Raw genomic sequence first — 21,622 nt, 5'->3', positions numbered from 1 at the left:
CCATGACCCTGTTCGCCCTGACCTTGTTGCAGGCGACGGCCGCCTGCCTGTGCGCCGGCTTGCTGCTGCAAGGCTTGCTGCACCTGGCGCAGGGGCGCTGGCCCGCGCTGGCGGCCCAGCGCAGCGCGTGGCTGGCGGCCGCGCTGGTGCTGGGCGCCGTGTTCCTGCTGCCGCTGCTGCCGCAGGGCCAGCAAATCAGCGTGGTGCCCGAGTTCAGCCTGCCCGCCGCCGCGCAGGCAGCGCCCGAGGCCCTTTTGCCGATGGCCGCGCCCGCGCCGCGCTCCGCGCCCATGCCTGCGCCGCTGGTGGAAGCGCTATCGGTGACGGCCTGGCTGAGCATGCTGGCCACGCTCTGGCTGGGCGTGTATCCGCTGGGCCTGGCCGTGCTGGCGTGGCGCCGCTGGCGTAGCCGCGGCACGCTGCGGACCTTGCTCCGGGCGGCACAGCCGCTGGCGCCGGCAGCCCTGGCCGCGCATGGCGCGTTTGCGCCGGCGCAACTGCGCCAGCTGCAAGCCCAGCGCACCGCCGTGCTGGAAATCGACGCGCCCATCTCGGCCATGCTGGTGGGCGTATGGCGGCCCCGTTTGCTGTTGCCCGCGCATTTGCGGCAATTTACGGCCGAGCAGCAACAACTGGTCATCGAACACGAGCTGACGCATGCGCGCCGCCGCGATCCCGTGCTCCAGCTGCTGGCCAGCGGCGTGCAGCTGCTGTTGTGGTTCAACCCGGCAGCGCGCTGGCTGGCAGGCAAGCTGGCCTGGGCGCAGGAACTGGGCTGCGACCGCCATGTGCTGGCTGGACGTCCGCAGCAGCAGCGCCGGGAATATGCGGCCGCGCTGGTGCGCCAGCTGGGCCTGCAAACCCGTTCCCCTGCCGGCCTGGCGTTTGGCGGCCAGCCCGACAGCATGCTGGAGCGCGTGGCCCGCATGCGCGACAGCCGCGCCGTCGAGATGCACTGGTGCGCCCGGCTGGCCATGGGCCTGGCCCTGTGCGCACTGGGTGCGGCCAGCGTGGCCTTGCAGCCTGCGCTGGCCTTGCAGCCTGCGCGGGCCTGGACATCGGCCGCGTCCCTTGCCAGCACGGCCCCGCTTCCGGCCGCGGCGCCTGTGCATGCGCCGTGGCGCAATCCGCTCGCCACCATGCGCGTCACGGGCTTCTTCGGCGTGGTGCGCCCCATCACGCAGAAGGGCTTGCGCGGGATTGACCTGGCGGCGCGGCGCGGCACGCCCGTGCAGGCAGTGGCCGATGGCATCGCCACGGTAACGCAGGACGACTGGCTGGGCAAGGCCGTGCACATCGCCCATGGCGGCGGGCTGCAATCGGTGTACGTCCACCTCGACAGCGTCGCGCTGGAAGACGGCGCCATCGTCGAGGCCGGCCAGCGCATCGGCACGGTGGGCGACACGGGCCGCGCGACGGGGCCGCACCTGCACTTCCAGGTACGCCAGGACGGTCGCCTGCAAGATCCGCAGCGCTGGCTGGCCGGCCTGGATGCCAACGCCAGCGAGCGGGCCCTGCGCATGCGCAAGGAGCAGTTCGGCCGCTGACGCCGTACGGTTTTTTGTCACCCAGGAACAACAAGCGGGGTCGGACTCGGCAGGGTCTGCCCCGGCGTGATGCTCTTGGTTTTCACTGAAATATCCTTTCTTCGGGAATCCCCATGCGATTGAGTATCTTGTTGTGCAGCCTCGCGCTGCCGTTGACGGCGCACGTCCGTGCCGAAGACATTCTCCCTTCCGTGACGGTTCATGCGGGCAAGGCGGAGCAGCGCCGCAACGACACCGTCGCCGCCATCGTCGTCGGCCACGATGAATTGATACGCCAGGGCGACCGCGTGCTGTCCGACGCCCTGAAGCGCCTGCCCGGCATTTCCATCGGCGGGCCTTCCGGCGCGGCTGCGGGCGCCGCTGGCGGGCAAATCCAGATGCGCGGCCTGGGCCAGGGCTATACCTTGATCATGCTCGATGGCGTGCCCGTGGCGCCCGGCTTTTCGCTCGACTCCCTGGACCCGGAACTGGTCGAGCGCGTGGAAATCATGCGCGCCGCCACGGCGGAATTTTCCACCCAGGCGATCGCCGGTTCCATCAACATCGTGCTGAAAAAGTCGGGCGGGCGGCGCGAACGCACGTTCAAGCTGGGCGCGTCCGCCAGCCACGGCATGCCCGCCGGCAGCACCACCGTGCAGTGGTCGGACAAGGATGGACGCCGGTCGTACGCGCTGGCCGGCACGCTCAGCCATACGGGACGCGAAGCGCTGCTCGACGAGTGGAGCCGCGAATTCGACGCAGCGGGCGCGCCCACGGTGGTGCGCCACGTGCCGCTGACCGAGCGCGTGACGAGCGACGCCATCGAGCTGGCGCCCCGCGTGCAATGGGCACTGGCGGGGGAGGGCAGCCTGGCCTGGCAAAGCCTGGTCAGCGTGCGCCGCCTGGCCAGCCGCCGCCACGCGCTGGAAACGGCTTACCTGGGCGGCACGAGCGCCTATCCGGAGAACCGGGCCAATTTCAACCAGGACAGCAGCACCGTGCGCAGCGACCTGCACTGGCTGCGCAAGCTCGACCATGGCGCCAGTCTCGACGTGAAGCTGGGCGCCAGCATCAATCACCGCGCCAATGATTATCAGTTCCTGGGCCGCGGCGCGGCGCCGGGACGGGGCATCGCGCGCCTGGTCGATTCGGGCCTGGACGAGGTGGGCGTGCAGGCGAGCGGCACCTACCGCCGCGCGCTGGGCGACCACCACACGCTGGCGGCGGGCTGGGATGCGGGGTACCGGCGGCGCACGGATTTTCGCCGCGAACGCCAGCTGGAGCCGGGCGGCCCTCCCGTGCTCAGCGACGAAGACTATGCTGCCACGGTGCGGCGCCTGGCCCTGTTCGCGCAGGATGAATGGGAGCTTTCCGCGCAGTGGTCGCTGTACCTGGGCTTGCGCTGGGAAACCTGGCGCACGGCCAGCGCCACGGGCGGCGGCGAGCCGGTCGACGTGCGCGCGCAGGTATGGAGCCCCTTGCTGCAAAGCCTGTGGAAGATCGGCGGCAAGCAGCAGGTGCGCCTGGCTGTCACGCGCACCTACAAGGCGCCGCAGATTTTCGAGCTGATCCCGCGCCCGTACACGGTCGACAATGGCAACAGCCCCACGAATCCCGACAGCCAGGGCAATCCGGCGCTGCGCCCGGAGCTGGCTTGGGGCCTCGATGCCGCCTATGAATACTATCCGGGCGCGGGCGCCATGCTGGGCGCCAGCGCCTCGCTGCGGCGCATCAGCGACGTGATGCTGGAGCGCCTGTACCAGGACAACGGGCGCTGGGTGAGCACGCCCGTCAACCATGGCAATGCCGGCGTGCGCTCGATCGCGCTGGAAGCGAAGCTGCCCTTGACGGCGCTGTGGGCGGGCGCCCCCGCGCTGGACTTGCGGGCCAACGTGGCGCGCAACTGGTCGAGGCTCGATGCCGTGGCCGGCCCCGATAGCCGCCTCGACAGCCAGTTGCCGTGGAGCGCCAACGTGGGAGGGGATTACCAGCTGGCCCGCCTGCCCTTGAGCCTGGGCGCTGACCTGAACTACCAGGCGGGCGGGCGCTCGCGCGAGTCCAGCCAGCTGCTGGCCTGGCAGGGCGGCAAGCGCGAACTCGATATGTACGCGCTGTGGAAAGTCAGCGACAGGCTGCGCCTGCGCCTGTCGGGCGCCAACCTGCTGGGGCAGGATTACCGTACGCGCAGCCTGTATGCGGATGGCGCGCGCAGCCTGCTGCGCACGGTCGATACGGGCAGCTACCGCACCTGGCGGCTGATGCTGGAGGGAACCCTGTAGCCGGTCTAGTCGTCGATCTCGTCGACGGTGTAGCTGACGCCCTGCGCCTCGAGGTAGCCGCGCACGGCGTCCAGGCCATGCCACGGGTCGGGTCGCAGGTGCTGGCATATATACAGGCCGGCGTCCGTCAGCCTGGCGTCGGTGTCGGGCATGGCGCCGCCGGGCGCGCGCGGCGCCGGCGCTTCGAGCAACTGCGCGATGTGCTGGCGCTGGTCCTGCGCCAGGCTGGCCGTGATCCTGAATTCAAATCCCATGTTCTTCCCCTTTGCGTATGCCGGTGCGCTTATTTTATATTATCGAAAAAATCGAATATAGCTTGGCATTCTTTCCGTTTTTGTTTTCAAAGTATCTCGTCCATACTGCATAGCACTGGCCCGGCACACACAGCGTGACGCAAGGGCAGGAGCAGAAACGCCGTACAAGGACCTCGCTTTTTTTATATTCAATTATTTTCACTAAGGAAAACATCATGCCTATCGCCACCGCCCAAGCCGCCCAAAAACTGCTGACCTCGAACGACCATGCCCTGATCATGATCGACCACCAGTCGCAGATGGCGTTCGCCACCCGCTCGATCGACCTGGCCCTGCTGCGCAACAATGCGGCCCTGGTGGCCAAGGCGGCGGCGGAGTTCAAGGTGCCGACGATTCTGACGACGGTGGCCGCCAAATCGTTCTCCGGCCCCATCTTCGACGAGATCCAGTCCGTCTTCCCCGAGCAGACGCCGATCGACCGCACCAGCATGAACACCTGGGAAGATGCGCGCATCGCCGACAAGGTGAATGGCTACGGCAAGGGCAAGATCGTGCTGGCCGGCCTGTGGACCTCCGTCTGCATCGTGGGGCCAGCCCTGTCGGCGCTGGAGCAGGGTTTTGAAGTCTACGTGATCGCCGACGCCAGCGGCGACGTCTCCGACGAAGCCCATGCGATGGCCATGCAGCGCATGATACAGGCGGGCGCGCAGCCGATGACGTCCGTGCAATACTTGCTGGAACTACAGCGCGACTGGGCCCGCGGCGAGACTTACAATGAAACGGTGGCGACGGCCGTGGCGCACGGCGGCGGCTATGGCCTGGGCTTGATCTACGCCAAATCGATGTTCAACGCCAGCGAAGGCCATTGATTTTTCGCTGATTTTGGCTCCGCCGCCCGCCGGCGGGGCCGTGTTTTCATTTGATCCGGGAGTTCCCATGCACGCAAACACCATCTTGCTCAACGGCCGTTTCCACACGGTCGACCGGACGCAGCCGCTGGCGTCCGCCGTCGCCATCGCCGATGGCAAATTTCTCGCCGTGGGCGACGTGGAAGACGCGATGCGCCATCGCGGCCCGGCCACGCAGGTGATCGACCTGGCTGGCCGCACGGTGATTCCCGGCCTGAACGACTCGCATTTGCACCTGATCCGCGGCGGCTTGAACTACAACCTGGAATTGCGCTGGGAAGGCGTGCCGTCGCTGGCCGACGCCCTGCGCATGTTGAAGGAACAAGCCTTGCGCACGCCGAACCCGCAATGGGTGCGCGTGGTGGGCGGCTGGACGGAATTCCAGTTCGCGGAAAAGCGCATGCCCACCCTCGATGAAATCAACGCGGCCGCGCCCGATACCCCCGTCTTCATCCTGCACCTGTACGACCGCGCCTTGCTGAACCGCGCGGCCCTGCGCGCCGTCGGCTACGATAAAAATACGCCGAACCCGCCCGGCGGCGAAATCGTGCGCGACGCGGCCGGCAACCCGACCGGCCTGCTGATCGCCCGGCCGAACGCCATGATCCTGTATGCGACCCTGGCGAAAGGCCCGAAGCTGCCGCTGGAATTGCAGGTGAACTCCACGCGCCAGTTCATGCGCGAACTCAATCGCTTGGGGCTGACCAGCGCCATCGACGCGGGCGGCGGCTTCCAGAATTATCCCGAGGATTACGCCGTCGTCGACGAGCTGGCGCAAAAAGAGCAGCTGACGATCCGCATCGCCTACAACCTGTTCACGCAAAACAAGGGCGCGGAATTGCAGGACTTCCAGAAGTGGACGGGCATGATCAAGCCCGGCGACGGCACGGACTTTTACCGCCACAACGGCGCCGGCGAAATGCTCGTGTTTTCCGCCGCCGACTTCGAGGATTTCCTCGAACCGCGCCCCGAGCTGGCGGCCGGCATGGAGGATGAGCTGGAAAAGGTCGTGCGCCACCTGGTCGAGCAGCGCTGGCCGTTCCGCCTGCACGCCACGTATGACGAATCGATCAGCCGCATGCTCGACGTGTTTGAAAAGGTCAACCGCGACACGCCATTCGGCGGCTTGCACTGGTTGTTCGACCACGCGGAAACCATCAGCCCGAAAAATATCGACCGGGTCAAGGCGCTGGGCGGCGGCCTGGCCATCCAGCACCGCATGGCCTTCCAGGGCGAGTACTTTGTCGAGCGCTACGGCGCGGAAGCGGCGAAAGCCACGCCGCCCGTGCAGCGCATGCTCGACGCGGGCGTGCCCGTCGGCGGCGGCACGGATGCGACCCGGGTCGCCAGCTATAACCCGTGGACGGCGCTGTACTGGCTTGTTTCGGGGCGCACCGTGGGCGGCCTGGCGCTGACGGATGCGGCGGGCAGATTGCCGCGCGACACGGCGCTGGAACTGTGGACGGCGGGCAGTGCCTGGTTCTCCAGCGAGCAAGGCAAGAAGGGCCGCATCCGCGAGGGCATGCTGGCCGACCTGTCCGTGCTGTCGGTCGATTATTTCACGGTGCCGGAAGAATCGATCAAGTCCATCGAATCCGTGCTGACCATGGTGGGTGGAAAAATCGTCTACGCTCAGGCGGAGTTCACCAATCTGGCGCCGCCGGCTATCCCCGTGCTGCCCGAGTGGTCGCCCGTGCGCACGGTGCCCGGCCATTACCGGCCCGTGGCGAAGCAGGCGCAAGCCGCCATGCCGCACCAGTGCGCGGGCGCCTGCGGCGTGCATGCCCACGCCCACGACCGGGCGCGCAAGTCGGCCGTGCCGATCAGCGATTTTTCCGGCTTCTGGGGTACGCTCGGCTGCAGCTGCTTCGCCTTCTAGGAGCTGCCGGGCCTTATCTGGAAATACGCAGGATGGCCGAGGCGAGCCGTGTGAAACATGGGCTCAGCTCGCTTTCGGTGGCCGCATAGCAGTACAGGCCCACGGGCTCGGCCGGCTTGCGGCAACGGTTTGGTGCATCCGCCGTGTTGGCCATGCAGCGCAGCAAGTCTTCGCCGATTTCACTGTCCGGCCCGGCCTTGGCCTTCAGCGCGACGCCCATGCCCAGAGTAAATATGTAGGTATTTTCCAGGCGTGCCTTGCTGGCCATCGCCTCTGCCAAGTTGCGCGATGCACGGTGCATATTGGTCCATTGAAGTTTTCTGGTGGACATATCTTTGCTCACCGCACGCGGCGTAGTGGTCACGATGGGGAATTCGCGTGCCGTCGGATCGTCGGCCTGGGCGGGAAGATTGTGCGCGTTATACCAGGTCGGCAATTCACTGATCAGGTTTCTGGTGCAATAGGTCTCGGGCGCGAGCTTGGTGCTGCTTGCATTGATACGGTACAGTCCATCTGTCGCAAAACCGCTCGATGGTAAATCGTCGTACACGGCCAGCGCTCCCGCTTTCGTGCAATTGCCCGTGGTAGCGGGGAAAAAGTAAGAGGAAAAGGCGGACGGAGATCCATCGGAAAAGAACACGATGACGCGCAGGCTGGAGCGATTGTTCTGGCTGATGCTATTGAGCTGATCCTGAGCATTCCACATGCCTTCCGAGTAATTCGTGCCGCCTTCAAACTTGTAGCCATTGATGGCATTGCCAGCCTGCGTGCGATCGAAGCCGCGATCGCTTGTCTTGATCGGCAGATCGAGCTGCGCGCCGCTGGCAAAATGCAGCAGGCCGACCCGGTCGACCGTGGAATTGAATTTATTCAGGAAGGAAATGCCCGCCGCCCGCACGGCGTCCGCATTGTTTTTCAGCGAACCGGACGTATCCATCACCAGCACCATGTCCAGATCCTTGCGGATGGTTTGCGCGCTGGCGGCCACGTTCAGGGTCTTGAAGCCGAGTATGCCCATCAGCGAGACGGGCAGCGAGGCGGTGGCCGAGACGTCGATGGTGACGGTGCCCTTGCTGAACGTGACGCCGACGGGATTGAGGACCGGTGTCGAGAGCAGGAACTGGTCCGGATAATTGATGTCGAAAAACTCCCTGGCCGACTGGCGCGCGCTGTCCCGCTGTTCCGCTTCCGAGCTGCCCGCCGTGACGCCGCGCGCCGCCGCCAGGCTGGCCGAGTCGACGGCCGCGTTGAGCTTGGCCTTGACGAAGTAGCCGAGGGCCGAATCGACGGCCAGGCCCACCGAGGCGATCAAAACGACGGCCGACAGCGCCACCATGATCAGCACTTGCCCGTCTTGCCGCTTGTGTGGAATGCGCATCAGAATATCGTCATCGAAGTGAGGTTGGGGCCCAGCACGGGCGTCGTGCTGTTGCCAAATTTCAAAGTGCCGAACAGCATGTCGAAATCGTAGAACGTTTCCACGGCGTAGATCAGTTCGCCATCGGCCAGCTGGTCCCGCATCAACGGCACCGTGGGGGCGGACTCGTCCTTGGCGATGCCCGTGCACGCGCCATTGCTCCAGCTGCCGCACTGCCATACCTGGCTGGCGGGCAGGTAGCCGCTGGCCTTCGCGCCGGCCTCCCAGCGGTATTGTTCCAGCACGATGTTGCGCATGCCGCTTTTGGCCGTGTAGCCCATGATCTTGGTGATATAGATCATGCCGCGCTGGTTGATGTCCAGCGGCGGCGTGCTGGCCGCCAGCGCATTCATGATGGCCTGGCTAGATCCGCTCAGGTCGGACGTGGAGCGCGAAGCCAGGTTGGCGCCTTCGCGGCTGATGTTGAGCAAGATGATCTTGGCCTGGATGGCGCGCGACAGATCGACCACCATGAACAGCAGCAGCGCCAGCAGCGGCAGCACGATGGCCAGTTCCACGGCGGCGATGCCGCGCACGAGGCGCGCAGGAGGGCGGGCGCGCATCACAGGCCGCCAAAGCTTTCATTGCGCATGGTGGCGGCCACGACGAAATGCGCCTGGCCGTCGCGGAACAGGGCCCGGATCATCGGCGTGGCAAACGCCCAGCGGCAATCGACGGAAATGACGACGATATCGCCGGCCTGGCCGAACATGGCGGCGCCGACGGCATCGCTGCCGTTGACGGCGATCACGGGGCTGACCTTGTCATACATGCCCATGGAGCTGTCCCTGATCTTCTGTATCACGGCCTGGTAGCGCTGCTGGTTGGCGCTGTCGGGGTCGAGGTCTTTTGCCCCCGTGACGGCATAGCGCGCGCCTTCGCGCACCGCGTGCTGCATGGTCATATTGGCAAAATACGCCATGCTCAATTCGATGATGCCGATTATCAGCATGAGAAAGACCGGCGTTATCAGAGCAAATTCCAGCAAGGTGGCGCCGCCTTGTCCGCCGTGCTTGCGGAATATGCGGGAATCGGCCTGTTTTAAACGCATGGGAATAATCCGGTAAAGTTTCGCGATGACAAATGTCGGGCGGATGAAATTGCGCCATTTGACTGGCGATTATTCTATATCGATTTTCAAGGGCGTGGCCGCCATTTAAATTATTACAGGTCAAGATAATCGAAATTAACTGCCATATTTCAATTGTGCCGGCCCCGTCCCGATAAGGCCGGGAGTAATATGCGCGGGTATGAAAACAGGCCTGGTGTCAGGATTGTCCTGCGTGCAGGCAAGGACTTGTTTTGCAAGGTGATGCAACAAAAATGCTGCAATGTAAGCAACAGCAGCAGTGGCAGCAGCGATGGCGCGCCCGCGCCGCGTCTGCCCCGACCACGCTGCCCATCCATCGGCACACGCCCGCCATGCGGCGCCCGCTGGCCTGGGCCACGCACCGCGTTTGCGCGTGCCGGCCCGATGCCTCTTCCTTCGTGCCCCCATGACTTCTTTCCCCTGCGCGCGGCGGCAGAAGGCGCGCGCGGGCGGGGCAGGCAAGCCGATTCGGATCAACAACATTCCCCCGAAGGGGGTGGGCTTCAAGTAAAGAGGTAAAGCATGTCAACAAAAAATGTCATCCGCGTCATGCTGGTGTCGGACCACAAGACCTGGCTGTGGGGCCTGGAGCAGCTGCTCGCCAGTGCCCAGCCGGCGATGCAGGTGGTGGCCAGCTCCACCGAGATCGACAGCGCGCTGCTGCTGGCGCGAACCCTGTGTCCCGACGTCATCGTGCTGGACGCCGACCTGGGCTGCGGCGGCGCCAGCGCCTGCGCCATCGACTATTTGCCGCAGCTGCTCGGCAATGGCGTGTCGCGGGCCTTGCTGTTCAGCGGAACGCAGGACCAGGCCGCATGCGCGCGCGCCGTACGCAGCGGCGCGCGCGCCGTGGTGGGCAAGGAAACGCCCGTCAAGCAGATGGTCGACGCCATCGTCCGCCTGCATCAGGGCGAGTTGTGCCTGGATCCGGCGTTGCTCGACAGCATGCTGGGCGTACTGAACAAGCCTGAAGCGGCGCCCGACCCGGAAGAGCAGCGGATCGCCAGGCTGACGCTGAAGGAGCGCAAGATCGTTGCCATGATGGTGGAGGGAAATGGTGCGCTGAACCGCGCGATAGCCCAGCGCGCTTTTATCTCGGAGCAAACCTTGCGTAATCATCTGACATCGATCTACAGCAAGCTCGATGTCACCAACCGCCTGGAATTATATGTGTACGCCACCCGCAACCGGCTGGCCGAGTCCCTGCCTGCGGAGGGGTAGTACATATGTCCTGAGTGTAGGCAAAAAATTAAGATGGTTTGTACTGCGCACAAAATGACTTTTCTCTGATTCGATTTGATGTTTGTTTATATAAAATACACGCATCAGAAATTGGCAAATAAAAACAAGGATTATGTTTTTATTTTCAGACTGTATTTTTAGTTTTTATCATGTTTGAAACTTGACCTGAAAGGGAATAATATGAATTGCATTAAAAACTTTATCGCCGAAGAAGACGGCGTGACCGCCATCGAATATGCGCTGATCGCGGCGCTGGTGGCTGCGGCGCTGGTCACGGCCGTCGGCTATTTCACCACCGGCCTCGATGGCGCCTTCAAGGCGATCGGCACCAAGCTGACGGGCGCGGCGATCTAAGACGCCCGCCCACCGCGCTGCACCCCGTCAGGCCGGCTGCCCATGCGCACTGGCCTGCCGGCTTCCCGCCCAACGATGCGCATGCCGTCATGCGCTCGGCTTGCATCAGGTACACGATGGACCCTCATTCTTTCTGGACGTTCAGCCCCGCCATAGTCTTGTGGGGGCTGCTGGCCGCCGCTGTCTGGCATGACGTGCGCCGCCGGCGCATTCCCAACCGGCTGGTCTTTTCCGGCGCCGTGCTCGGCGTGTTGCTCAACAGCCTGGCCTTGCCCGGGGTAACGACGGCCGGACCGTGGCTGGCACTGGGCGGCCTGGCTGTCGGTCTGGGCTTGCTGCTGCCCATGTATGCGCTGAAGGCGCTGGGCGCGGGCGACGTCAAGCTGATGGCGATGGTGGGGACGTTTCTGGGCCCGCGCGCCGCCGTGTTTGCCGTGCTGTGCAGCCTGCTTGCGGGCGGCGTGCTGGCGCTGGCCGTCGCCCTGTGCCAGGGCACGCTGCGCCAGGCGCTGGCCAATGCCCGCCAATTGCTGCTGCAAGGCTGGCTGCGCGCCGCGGCGGGCGAGGCGCCGCAGCTTGATGCGCCCGCCGCGTCGGGCGGCAGCTTGCCGTACGCGATCGCCATTGCCGCCGGCACCGCCATCAGCCTGGCCCTGGCGGCCGGCGGCCATGCATGACGCGCCCGTCCGGAACCCCACGCTTGATCAAGAGGAAAAACAATGAGAAATAGCCGCGTTGTGATCGTGCTGCTGCTGGCGTTGCTGATGGCGGGGGCCGCCGTGCTGGCGGCCGCGCGCTGGATGTCGGGGCAGGGCGCGCCGGCCAGCCAGACGGTGATGGTCGCGCTGGTCGATATCGGCGTGGGCGCGAAGGTGACCCCGGCCATGCTGCGCGGCATGGACTGGCCGGCCGGCGCCTTGCCGCCGGGAGCATTTGGCGAGGCCGGCGCGCTGGACGGGCGCATCACGCGCAGCGCCGTCAGCCGAGGCGAGCCTGTGCTGGAAAGCAAGCTCGCGCCGCCCGGCGCCACCGGCGGCCTGTCGGCCATCGTGGCGGCCGGCAAGCGCGCCATGACGGTGCGCGTCAATGACGTGGTGGGCGTGGCCGGCTTCGCCTTGCCGGGCAATTTCGTCGACATTCTCGTCCATACGCAGGATGACCGCGCCAGGCCGGCGGGCGGCGCGCCGCTGGCCATTTCCAAGATCGTGCTTGAACGCATCCTCGTGCTGGCCGTGGCGCAGGAGTCGGGCCGCGACGACAACAAGCCCAAGGTGGTCAACGCCGTGACCCTGGAGCTGACGCCGGAGCAGGTGGAAAAGCTGGACCTGGCGCGCAGCGTGGGCAGCCTGTCGCTGGTGCTGCGCAACCAGGTCGATCCGGAACCCGCCGACACGGGCGGCGCCACCAAGGAGTCGTTGCTGGAACTGAAGGCGCCGGCGCCGGCGGCCGTGCCCGTGCGCGCGGCGCGGCGCGCGGCCCCGGCACGCGCCGCCGCGCGCGACAGCGTCACCGTCGTCAAGGGCATGGATACGAGCGTCCAGCAATTTTAACAATCAGCAGGCAAGCAAGGATGACCGATGAACACATTTCATAAGCACGCCGCGAGTGCGGGCATGCGCCTGGCCGTGGCGGCAGGCATGGCCTGGCCAGCCATCGCCATCGCGGCGGCGCCGGCCAGGCAGGCCGTCATCTCGCCAGTGGAGGCGCCGGCCATGTCGCTGGGCGCCGATATCGCCCGCCTGGGCGAGCCCGTGCGCATCGCCGTGGGCAAGTCCACCTTGCGCAAGCTCAGCCTGCCGGTGTCGCAGATCGCCGTCAACGATGCGCGCGTGGCCGGCGCCAGGATGCTGGGCTCGTCCAGCCAGCTGTTCGTCTGGGGCCTGGCCCCGGGCAGCACCAACCTGATCCTGTGGGACCGGCAGCAGCGCCCCGTGATCGTCGATATTGAAGTCGAGATCGATGTCGAGGGCTTGCAGGCGCAGCTGGCCTATGTCTTCCCCGGCGAGCGTGCCGTGAAAGTTGGCGCGGCCGGCGGCAGCATCGTGCTGTCGGGGCAGGTGAGCGACGGCGTCAAGGCCAGCCAGATCCTCGAGATGGCGCAAGCCTATGCGCAGCGCGGCGTGGGCGAGTCGGCAGCACCGGCTACGCCGGCCGATGGCGCTGCCAGTACGGGCGGCGCCGTCAAGGTCATCAATATGCTGTCGATCGCGGCGCCGCAACAGGTCATGCTGGAAGTGAAGATCGCCGAAGTGTCGAAGACCCTGGTCGACCAGCTGGGCGCCAGCGTGGGCATCAGCGGCACGCGCGGCAACTGGAGCTACGGCTTGCTGTCGAACCTGCTCAGCGGCAACCCCAGCCAGCTGGGTGCCGTGCACGGCAAGAATGGCAACGGCCTGACGCTCGATGCGCAAAAGCGCGACGGCCTCGTCAAGGTGCTGGCCGAACCGAACATCATGGCCATCAGCGGCCAGGAAGCCAGTTTCCTGGCGGGCGGCAAGATTTTCATTCCGGTCGCGCAAGACAGCACCACCAACAAGATCACGCTGGAGGAAAAGGAATTCGGCATCGCCGTCAAGTTCACGCCCACCGTGCTCGAAGGCGGACGCATCAACCTGAAGGTGGCGCCGGAAGTGTCGGAGTTGAACCGCGAAGGCATCGGCATCACCACGGGCGGGGGCGCCGCCGCCAATGCGGTGCTGCCGGCCTTTACCACGCGGCGTACCACCACCACGGTGCAGCTGTTCGACGGCCAGAGTTTTGCCGTCGGCGGCTTGATCAAGAACAATGTGACGACCAATATCAAGGCCTTGCCCTTCCTCGGCGAGATTCCCGTGCTGGGCGCGCTGTTCCGCAGCAGTGATTTCCAGACCGACCGTACCGAGCTCGTCTTCATCATCACGCCGCACCTGGTCAAGCCGCTCGATACCGCGGAAGGCGCCGATATCGTGTTGCCGACCGACGCCTATGTGGCACCGAGCCGCGGCGAGTTCTTCTTGCAAGGAAAAATGGAAGGCGCCGCCGCCCCACGGCCACGGCAGGAAGCGGCCACGCAGACAGCGCCGGCCGGCGCGGACATTCAATAGGAGCACACCATGCAGCATTCCCTTTCCCTCCCCGTACTGCTGGCCGCCTTGGCCGCCAGCGGCTGCGCCGCCACGCCGAACCTGGACCGCCAGTTCGGCCACAGCGTCGAGCAGCTGCGCGCGCGCCAAGTGCTGGCGCCGCAGGCGGGCGCGAACCGCGACCCCGTGGCCGGCATCGACGGCAAGGCCGCGCAGGCCGCCCACGCGGCGTACCAGAAAAGCTTTGCCGCACCCGCGCCGCAAGGGGCCGCCCTGACCATCGGCGTCGGGGCGCGCCCGTGAGCCCGGCACCGTCACCACAGAATCAGCAAGGCATATCGTGAAAATCGCCATCAATTCCAGGGATGAAAAAATACTGTCCGAACTGGGCCGGCTGCTGCGCGGCCGCAACCGGCTCGACGAGATCAGCGCGGGCGGCGAATCGCTCGAACCGCTGCAGGCGGCGCAATCGCCGCCCGACGTGCTGATCTTCGACCGTCCATCGAACGACGGCGCCGACCTGGCCGCCATCGAGCGCCTCAGCAACCTGCATCCGCGCATGGCCTTCATCGTGCTGTGCCACCAGCAGCCGCCCGAATTCCTGCTGCAGGCCATGCGCGCGGGCGTGCGCGACGTGCTGCCGTTTCCCGCCGCGCCGGCCAGCCTGCATGCGGCGCTCGAACGCATCGAGGAAAAGCTGGAGCGGCGCGAGCATGGCAACGGCAAGGTGCTGGCCTTCATTTCCTGCAAGGGCGGCAGCGGCGCCACCTTCATTGCCAGCAATCTCGGTTATGCGCTGGCCGCCGGCGGCCAGCAGCGCGTTGCCCTGATCGATATGAACCTGCATTTTGGCGACGCCTCGCTCTTCGTTTCCGAGAACAAGCCGCTGGCCACCCTGTCCGACGTCACGCGCGACATCCACCGGCTCGACTCCTCGTTCCTGGGATCGAGCATGCTGCACATCCTGCCCAACTACAGCGTGCTGGCCGCGCCCGAGGATCCGGCCCACGCCAGCGAAGTGGCGCCCGAACACATCGACGCCATCATCCGGCAAGCCAGGCGCCAGTACGATTTCATCGTGCTCGACGTGGGCCGCAACCTCGACGCCGTCAGCGTGCGCGCGCTCGACCACGCGGACATGATCTTTCCCGTCCTGCAGGCGACCTTGCCCTACATCCGCGACGGCAAGCGCCTGCTGGGCATGTTCCGCTCGCTCGAATACGCGAAGGAAAAGGTGCACATCATCGTCAACCGCCACGACAAGGGCGGCGAAATCCGCCTGCGCGACCTGGAAGCGGCGTATGGCACGGCCGTCTACCGCACCGTGCCCAATCACTACGCTTCGGCGGCCGCCTCCGTCAACCAGGGCATGCCGATTTTACAGCTCGACAAAGCCAGCCCGATCACCCGCTCGCTGCAGGAGTTCGCCGCCAGCCTGGGCGGCGGCGCGGCCAGCACGGCGCGCCAGGGCTGGCTGGGGCGCGTCCTGCGGCGAGCTTGATCCACACGCTTGATTCCCACCCTATAACCGGAGCATTTCATGGCTAGTTCCCCCACCGCCGCCTTGTCCATCCGCGAACGGCTCGGCAGCGCCAAGATCGCCACGCTCGCGCCGCAACGCGCGGCGGCCATCGACAACCACGGCTACCGCGCCCTCAAGCTGCGCATCCATGGACTGCTGCTTGAACGGGTGGACCTGGAAAGCATGCAGCGCCTGTCGCAGGAGCGCATCCGCGAAGAATTGCGCGGCCTCGTCGAGCGCTTGCTGGACGAAGAGGCGGTCGTCATCAACGACGCCGAGCGCCGGAGCCTGACGCGCGACATCCAGCACGAGATGCTGGGCTTCGGGCCGCTCGAAACGCTGCTGTCGGACGCCAGCGTGTCGGACATCCTCGTCAACGGCCACCAGCAGGTGTATGTGGAGCGCGGCGGCCGCCTGGAGCTGACCGACATCTGCTTCGACGATGATGCCCACCTGATGAAAATCATCGACAAGATCGTCTCGCGCGTGGGCCGGCGCATCGATGAATCGAGCCCCATGGTCGATGCGCGCCTGCCCGACGGTTCGCGCGTGAACGCCATCATCCCGCCGCTGGCCATCGACGGCCCCGTGATGTCGATCCGGCGTTTCTCCGTCGATCCGCTGCGCCTGGCCGACCTGGTCGCCTACCGCAGCATGACGGCCGAGATGGCCGAAGTGCTGCAGGGCCTGGGCAAGGCGAAGATGAACATCCTCATTTCCGGCGGCACGGGCAGCGGCAAGACCACCATGCTCAACGTGATTTCCGGCTTCATCGGCAATACGGAACGCATCGTCACGGTGGAAGACGCGGCCGAACTGCAATTGCAGCAGCCGCACGTGGTGCGCCTGGAAACGCGGCCCGCGAATATCGAAGGCAAGGGCGAGGTGAGCCAGCGCGCGCTGGTGCGCAATGCGCTGCGCATGCGCCCCGACCGCATCATCCTGGGCGAAGTGCGCGGCGCAGAGGCGCTCGACATGCTGGGCGCGATGAACACGGGCCACGAAGGCTCGATGGCCACCATCCACGCCAATACGCCGCGCGACGCGCTGACGCGGCTGGAAAACATGATCAGCATGGCGGCGGCGAATTTGCCCAGCAAGGCCATCCGGCAGCAGATCAGTTCTGCCGTGTCGGTGGTGGTGCAAGTGTCGCGCCTGATCGATGGCAAGCGCAAGGTGACGTCGATCCAGGAAATCACGGGCATGGAAGGGGAGGTCATCACGATGCAGGAAATCTTCAGCTTCAAGCAGACGGGCGTGGCCGAGGGCGGCGCCGTGGTCGGGCAGTTCTCGGCCAGCGGCATCCGCCCGCGCTTTCTCGAGCGTCTGAACAGTTTTGGCATCGGCGTGCCGGCCGCCCTGTTCGAGCCTGCGGCGGCGGGGCGCTGACCGCCATGCTTTCCTACCTTGTCTATCTGTTCCTCTTCCTTGCCGTCCTGCTGCTGGTGGCGGGCGCCTGGCTGGCGTGGCAAGCGGCGCGGGGGCCAAGCGCGGCGCGGGTGGCGCGGCGCCTGCAAGCCATGTACACGGCCAGCGACGGCGAACAGGCGCTGTCGATCACCAAGCAGCGCCCGCTGAGCAGCTATCCCTTCCTGCAGGGCGTGCTGGAAGTCTTGCCCGGCGCGCGGCGCATCGAGCAACTGCTGCTGCAGGCGGGCATGCGCTGGCTCGTGGCCGGCTTCCTCGGCTATTGCGCGCTTGGCGCGCTGGCCGGCCTGTTGGCGGCCAGTGTGCTGCCCTTGCCATGGTATGCGCGCCTGGGTGTGGGCGCGGGCGGCGCCGTGCTGCCGTATCTGCTGGCGCGCCGGGCCAGGAGCCGGCGGCTGGCGCGCATCGAACAGCAGCTGCCGGACGCGCTCGATCTGATGGGCCGCGCCATGCGCGCCGGCCATGCGTTTCCCACCGCGCTGAAAATGGTGGGCGAGGAGATGACGGGGCCGCTGGCCGACGAATTTCGCGCCGTGTTCGACGAAGTCAGTTTCGGCGTGGCGATGGCCGATGCGCTGGGCAACCTGGCCGCGCGCGTGCCCAGCACGGATTTGCGCTATGTCGTCATCGCCGTGCTGATCCAGCGCGAGACGGGCGGCAACCTGACTGAACTGCTGGCCAGCATCAGCGCCATCATCCGCGACCGATTGAAATTGCTGGGCCAGGTGCGCGTGCTGTCGGCCGAAGGGCGCATGTCGGCCTGGGTCCTGGGCTTGCTGCCGTTCGGCGCGGCGCTGATGATGCACGTGATGAATCCGCAGTTTCTTGCCGTGCTGTACACGGATGCGGGCGGGCGCAAGATGGTCGGCGTGGCGCTGGGTTTGCTGATGGTTGGCGTGCTCTGTATCCGAAAAATTATCCATATCCGGGTGTGACATGAAAGAGCAAACACGATGAGCGGCATGAGTGCGGCGCAGCTGGCTTTGCTGGGCCTGCTGTTCCTGATTGTTTTCGCGCTGGCCGTGCTGGTGCTGCGCCTGTTCGCCGGCAGTGCCGTGCAGGAGCGGCTGCAATCGCTCGGTGATGCCAACGCCGCCGGCGACAGGGAGCGCCATGCGAGGCGGCGCTGGCTGGCGCACGCCGTCAGCCTCACGCGCCCGCTGGCCAGGTTGTCGCTGCCCGACGAGGGCTGGGAAAGTTCGCCCATCCGCAGCCGCTTCGTCCATGCCGGCTGGCGCAGCCAGGCCGCGCCCGCGCTGTTTTACGCGGCCAAGACGGCCTTGTTCGTGGGCTTGCCGCTGCTGGCGTATTTCCTGCTGCGCCACGGCGGGCAGAATATGCTGTTGTGGCTGGTCGCGGCGGGCGCCCTCGGCTATTACCTGCCCAATGTCTGGCTGTCGCATTGCCTGAAGCAGCGCCAGCGCGAAGTGTTCGAGACCTTTCCCGATGCGCTGGACCTGATGACGGTGTGCGTCGAAGCGGGGCTGGCGATGGATGCGGCGCTGGCGCGCGTGGCGCAGGAAATCGGCTTGAAAAGTGCGATCCTGGCCGAAGAGCTGCAACTGGTGACGCTGGAACTGCGCGCCGGCAGCGCCAAGGACAAGGCCTTGCGCAATCTGGCCCTGCGCACCGGCGTGGACGACGTTGATGCGCTGGTGACCTTGCTGATCCAGGCCGAGCGCTTCGGCACCAGCATCGCCGCGTCGCTGCGCGTGCAGTCCGACCAGCTGCGCACCAAGCGGCGCCAGCGCGCCGAAGAAACGGCGGCCAGGATCGCCCTCAAGCTGCTGTTTCCGCTGATCTTTTTCATTTTTCCATCGCTGATGGTCGTGCTGATGGGACCGGCGTTCCTGCAGATTTACCGCGTGCTGCTGCCGGCCATGCGGGGCGGCTGAGGGCCGGCCGGAGGCAAAAAAAAGCTGCCGGAGTTTCCTCCGGCAGCTTTTTTACATCAGCCCTTGCCTGGCGATCAGGCGAATGGCGCCAGCAGGGGGATCATCTGGCCGAAGATCTTCGGGCTGGCGGCGATGACGTCGCCCTTGTACAGGTAGTCCGATTCGCCGGAAAATTCACCGACGATGCCGCCCGATTCCGTGATCATCAGGGCGCCGGCGGCGATATCCCAGGGCTTCAAGCCTTTTTCGTAGAAGCCGTCCAGGCGGCCGCAAGCGACGTTGGCCAGGTCCAGCGCGGCCGAGCCGGCACTGCGCACGCCCTGGCTGCGTTCGGCCATGATCTGGTACATCTTCAGGTATTCGTCGAGCGCGCGCGGGCCGGCGCCGTGGCCGGTGCCCAGCATGGCGTTCGAAATGCGGTCGAGCTTGGTGACGCGGATGCGTTTTTCGTTCAGGTAGGCGCCGGCGCCCTTGGTGGCCGTGAACAGGTCGTTGCGGACCGGGTCGTAGATGACGGCTTGCGTGACGACGCCGCGATGCGCGAGGGCGATCGAGATGCAGTATTGCGGGAAACCGTGGATGAAGTTGGTGGTGCCATCGATCGGGTCGATGATCCACTGGTATTCATTCTCGTCGTGCGAGTTGGCGGAAGCTCCCGATTCCTCAGCCAGGAACGCGTGGTCCGGGTAGGCTTTGGACAGCACCTCGATGATGGCTTGTTCGGCCGCCTGGTCGACGTCGGTGACGAAATCGTTATGTTGTTTTTCCGTGACGACGACGCGGTCGAGGTCGAAAGAGGCGCGATTGATGACGGCGGCGCCGCGGCGGGCGGCTTTGATCGCCGTATTGAGCATTGGGTGCATGTGAGCTTCCGTTAAAAGCACGCGACCGCCCATGGCCGCCTTGCGGCGCCGGTACGATAGAGTGCAAGAATGAATTAAAGAGCGGAGCGGTGCCGAAGTGGTTAAAATCCCGGCCTGGCGTCAGCGTTTTGTGACTCCGTTTCCCGAAATTTCCTGTATCGATACCGCGCAATAGCGCTATTTTAAATGAATCTGCCCGAAATCAACACGTCTCTTTTCAAACGCCTGCGATTTATTCTTGTCGAAACTAGTCGTCCTGGCAACATTGGCGCCGTCGCGCGCGCCATGAAAACGATGGGTTTTTCCGATCTGGTGCTGGTCAACCCCCGTTTTCCCGATGCCTTGACGGATGCGGAAGCGGTGGCCTTCGCCAGCGGCGCGCAGGATATTTTGTCCGGCGCGCGCATCGTCGGCTCGATCGCCGAGGCGCTCGAAGGCTGCAATTACGCGGCGGCCGTGTCGGCCCGTCTGCGCGAATTCTCGCCGCCCGTCACGGCCCCGCGCGCCATCGCGGCCCAGCTGGCGGCCGGCGCAGACTTGCACGCGGCCGTCATCTTCGGCAACGAGCGTTTCGGCTTGCCCAACGAGATCGTCGAGCAGTGCAATGTGCTGATCAACATCCCCGCCAATCCCGAGTATTCCTCGCTGAACCTGTCGCAGGCGGCGCAGGTCGTCGCCTATGAGTGCCGCGTGGCGGCGCTCGGTGATGGGCAAATGGCCAGCCCCGTCGGTTTCCATGGCGACGCGGCCAGCCTGGCGCAGGTCGACGGCATGTATGCGCATCTGGAACAGGCGCTGGTCGCCATCGATTTCCTCGACGCCGACAACCCGAAAAAGCTCATGCCCCGTTTGAAACGCCTGTTTTCGCGCACGGGACTGGAAACGGAAGAAGTCAATATCCTGCGCGGCATCGCGCGCCATATCCTGGCGGTAGCCAAAAAAGGCCCATGATAGAGACCCGGCTGCTGCGCCAGTTCATTGCCGTCGCCGAGGAGCTGAACTTTCGCCGCGCGGCCGAACGGCTGCACATGGCGCAGCCGCCCCTGTCGCAGGCGATACTGCGGCTGGAAGAGCTGCTCGGCTACCCCGTATTCGAACGCACGAACCGCAAGGTCAGCCTGACGCCGGCCGGGGATGCTTTCCTGGCCACGGCGCGCCAGGTGCTGGCCAGCCTGGAAGAGGGCGTGGCCGCGACGCGCCGCGTGGCGCAGGGTATCGAAGGGCACTTGCGCCTCAGTTTCATCCATATCACACCCTACGCCCACGTGCTCGATGCCATGCGCGCGTTTCGCGCCGCCTCGCCCGCCGTGCAGTTCACCTTGCGCGAAGCGTCGACGCAGCAGCAGGTCGAGTGGCTGGAGCGGGGCGAGGCCGATATCGCGCTGCTGCGCGCTCCCGGGCGCAGCACGCCGGGCTTGCGCTTCGAGCGCCTGTCGGGCGAAGACATCGTGATCGCGCTGCCCTTGCACCACCGCTGCGCGGGCCAGGCGAGGGTGGATCTGGCGGACCTGGCCGGCGACGATTTCGTCGCTTCGCCGCGCGACTTGGGCCAGGGTTTCCACGACCAGCTGGCCAGCCTGTGCCTGCATGCGGGTTTCGTGCCGCGCGTGGTGCAGCAGGCGCGCCGATTGCAAACGGTGCTGGGTCTGGTGGCGGCCGGTTTTGGCGTGGCCCTGCTGCCGGCCAGCCTGGCGGCGTGCAAGCCAGCGGGCGTGGTCATGCTGCCGCTGGCAAGCAGCGCGCCCGAGGCCTTGCGCCAGCTCGACCTGTACATGGCGTGGGACCCGCGGCGCACGTCCGCCGTGCGCGAGCGGCTGCTGGCGCAGCTGCGGCTGTTCGCCGCTCAATAAGACGTTCAAGGTCTCGTTTCAAGACAAATAAGATATTTTACAGATGATGACGC

Annotated in this window: 21 protein-coding genes; 16 read left to right on the top strand and 5 right to left on the bottom strand. The window is 65.8% G+C overall.

All coding sequences use genetic code 11. The annotated features are described in order from the left end of the window. Positions 1-2 precede the first annotated feature (2 nt). Together IGS55_RS19045 and IGS55_RS19040 are read left to right on the top strand one after the other, a co-directional pair. Positions 3-1,547 (top strand): M23/M56 family metallopeptidase, encoded by a 1,545-nt coding sequence (locus tag IGS55_RS19045; RefSeq protein WP_230517673.1) that lies wholly within the window; start codon positions 3-5, stop codon positions 1,545-1,547. A gap of 113 nt (positions 1,548-1,660) precedes the next feature. Further along, the gene (locus tag IGS55_RS19040; protein ID WP_230517674.1) at positions 1,661-3,805 is read left to right on the top strand and encodes a TonB-dependent receptor plug domain-containing protein; all 2,145 of its coding nucleotides are present in this window, start codon (positions 1,661-1,663) and stop codon (positions 3,803-3,805) included. Positions 3,806-3,810: 5 nt separating this feature from the next. On the opposite strand, the gene IGS55_RS19035 is transcribed toward IGS55_RS19040, so the two are convergent. Next, positions 3,811-4,059, bottom strand: a complete 249-nt coding sequence (locus tag IGS55_RS19035; protein WP_230517675.1) for a hypothetical protein — start codon at positions 4,057-4,059, stop codon at positions 3,811-3,813. A gap of 215 nt (positions 4,060-4,274) precedes the next feature. Here IGS55_RS19035 and IGS55_RS19030 point away from each other — a divergent pair, with 215 nt between their 5' ends. Beyond that, positions 4,275-4,928, top strand: a complete 654-nt coding sequence (locus IGS55_RS19030) for a hydrolase (RefSeq protein ID WP_230517676.1) — start codon at positions 4,275-4,277, stop codon at positions 4,926-4,928. 67 nt (positions 4,929-4,995) lie between these two features. Continuing rightward, positions 4,996-6,846 (top strand): amidohydrolase, encoded by a 1,851-nt coding sequence (locus IGS55_RS19025; RefSeq protein ID WP_230517677.1) that lies wholly within the window; start codon positions 4,996-4,998, stop codon positions 6,844-6,846. 13 nt (positions 6,847-6,859) lie between these two features. Here the strand turns inward: IGS55_RS19025 and IGS55_RS19020 are convergent, their stop codons facing one another. The 3 genes from IGS55_RS19020 to IGS55_RS19010 are packed head-to-tail and all read right to left on the bottom strand — an operon-like array spanning position 6,860 to position 9,314. Then, the gene (locus IGS55_RS19020) at positions 6,860-8,224 is read right to left on the bottom strand and encodes a vWA domain-containing protein (RefSeq protein ID WP_230517678.1); all 1,365 of its coding nucleotides are present in this window, start codon (positions 8,222-8,224) and stop codon (positions 6,860-6,862) included. Beyond that, entirely contained in the window at positions 8,224-8,826 is a 603-nt protein-coding gene (locus tag IGS55_RS19015; protein WP_230517679.1) for a TadE/TadG family type IV pilus assembly protein, read from the bottom strand. The genes IGS55_RS19020 and IGS55_RS19015 overlap by 1 nt, the downstream gene beginning before the upstream one ends. Next, positions 8,826-9,314 (bottom strand): TadE/TadG family type IV pilus assembly protein, encoded by a 489-nt coding sequence (locus IGS55_RS19010; RefSeq protein WP_230517680.1) that lies wholly within the window; start codon positions 9,312-9,314, stop codon positions 8,826-8,828. The genes IGS55_RS19015 and IGS55_RS19010 overlap by 1 nt, the downstream gene beginning before the upstream one ends. 561 nt (positions 9,315-9,875) lie before the next feature. Between IGS55_RS19010 and IGS55_RS19005 the strand changes: the two genes are divergently transcribed. The 10 genes from IGS55_RS19005 (at position 9,876) to IGS55_RS18960 (ending at position 18,856) form a co-directional block, all read left to right on the top strand. Then, complete coding sequence (locus tag IGS55_RS19005) at positions 9,876-10,574, top strand: LuxR C-terminal-related transcriptional regulator (protein WP_230517681.1); 699 nt, start codon at positions 9,876-9,878, stop codon at positions 10,572-10,574. A 201-nt stretch (positions 10,575-10,775) separates the two neighbouring features. Then, positions 10,776-10,949: a Flp family type IVb pilin gene (locus tag IGS55_RS19000; protein ID WP_070304077.1), complete on the top strand. Its 174-nt coding sequence runs from the start codon at positions 10,776-10,778 to the stop codon at positions 10,947-10,949. Positions 10,950-11,065: 116 nt separating this feature from the next. Then, the gene (locus IGS55_RS18995; RefSeq protein WP_230517682.1) at positions 11,066-11,626 is read left to right on the top strand and encodes an A24 family peptidase; all 561 of its coding nucleotides are present in this window, start codon (positions 11,066-11,068) and stop codon (positions 11,624-11,626) included. A 42-nt stretch (positions 11,627-11,668) separates the two neighbouring features. Beyond that, positions 11,669-12,499, top strand: coding sequence for a Flp pilus assembly protein CpaB (cpaB, locus tag IGS55_RS18990; RefSeq protein WP_230517683.1), 831 nt, complete (start codon positions 11,669-11,671; stop codon positions 12,497-12,499). Positions 12,500-12,526: 27 nt separating this feature from the next. Further along, positions 12,527-14,032: a type II and III secretion system protein family protein gene (locus IGS55_RS18985; RefSeq protein WP_230517684.1), complete on the top strand. Its 1,506-nt coding sequence runs from the start codon at positions 12,527-12,529 to the stop codon at positions 14,030-14,032. A 9-nt stretch (positions 14,033-14,041) separates the two neighbouring features. Continuing rightward, positions 14,042-14,314, top strand: a complete 273-nt coding sequence (locus IGS55_RS18980; protein ID WP_230517685.1) for a pilus assembly protein — start codon at positions 14,042-14,044, stop codon at positions 14,312-14,314. Between the two features lie 37 nt (positions 14,315-14,351). Continuing rightward, a complete protein-coding gene (locus IGS55_RS18975) occupies positions 14,352-15,512 on the top strand; it encodes an AAA family ATPase (RefSeq protein WP_230517686.1) in 1,161 nt (386 codons plus the stop codon). A 63-nt stretch (positions 15,513-15,575) separates the two neighbouring features. Further along, positions 15,576-16,922, top strand: a complete 1,347-nt coding sequence (locus IGS55_RS18970) for a CpaF family protein (RefSeq protein ID WP_442908187.1) — start codon at positions 15,576-15,578, stop codon at positions 16,920-16,922. A 5-nt stretch (positions 16,923-16,927) separates the two neighbouring features. Further along, positions 16,928-17,896 (top strand): type II secretion system F family protein, encoded by a 969-nt coding sequence (locus IGS55_RS18965; protein ID WP_230517688.1) that lies wholly within the window; start codon positions 16,928-16,930, stop codon positions 17,894-17,896. Between the two features lie 18 nt (positions 17,897-17,914). Then, positions 17,915-18,856 (top strand): type II secretion system F family protein, encoded by a 942-nt coding sequence (locus IGS55_RS18960; protein ID WP_230517689.1) that lies wholly within the window; start codon positions 17,915-17,917, stop codon positions 18,854-18,856. A 74-nt stretch (positions 18,857-18,930) separates the two neighbouring features. Here IGS55_RS18960 and IGS55_RS18955 read toward each other — a convergent pair whose 3' ends face one another. Beyond that, the gene (locus tag IGS55_RS18955) at positions 18,931-19,710 is read right to left on the bottom strand and encodes an inositol monophosphatase family protein (protein WP_070224967.1); all 780 of its coding nucleotides are present in this window, start codon (positions 19,708-19,710) and stop codon (positions 18,931-18,933) included. 195 nt (positions 19,711-19,905) lie between these two features. Here IGS55_RS18955 and IGS55_RS18950 point away from each other — a divergent pair, with 195 nt between their 5' ends. Both IGS55_RS18950 and IGS55_RS18945 read left to right on the top strand, forming a co-directional pair. Then, positions 19,906-20,670: an RNA methyltransferase gene (locus tag IGS55_RS18950; RefSeq protein ID WP_230517690.1), complete on the top strand. Its 765-nt coding sequence runs from the start codon at positions 19,906-19,908 to the stop codon at positions 20,668-20,670. Next, a complete protein-coding gene (locus IGS55_RS18945) occupies positions 20,667-21,569 on the top strand; it encodes a LysR substrate-binding domain-containing protein (protein ID WP_230517691.1) in 903 nt (300 codons plus the stop codon). Before IGS55_RS18950 ends, IGS55_RS18945 begins: the two co-directional genes overlap by 4 nt. Positions 21,570-21,622: the final 53 nt, after the last annotated feature.

It is taken from the genome of Janthinobacterium sp. EB271-G4-3-2 (genome assembly GCF_020858035.1).
GTDB lineage: Bacteria > Pseudomonadota > Gammaproteobacteria > Burkholderiales > Burkholderiaceae_D > Janthinobacterium > Janthinobacterium aestuarii.
The sequence above is the reverse complement of the archived record's forward strand: the minus strand, read 5'-3'. Positions and strand labels throughout refer to the sequence as shown.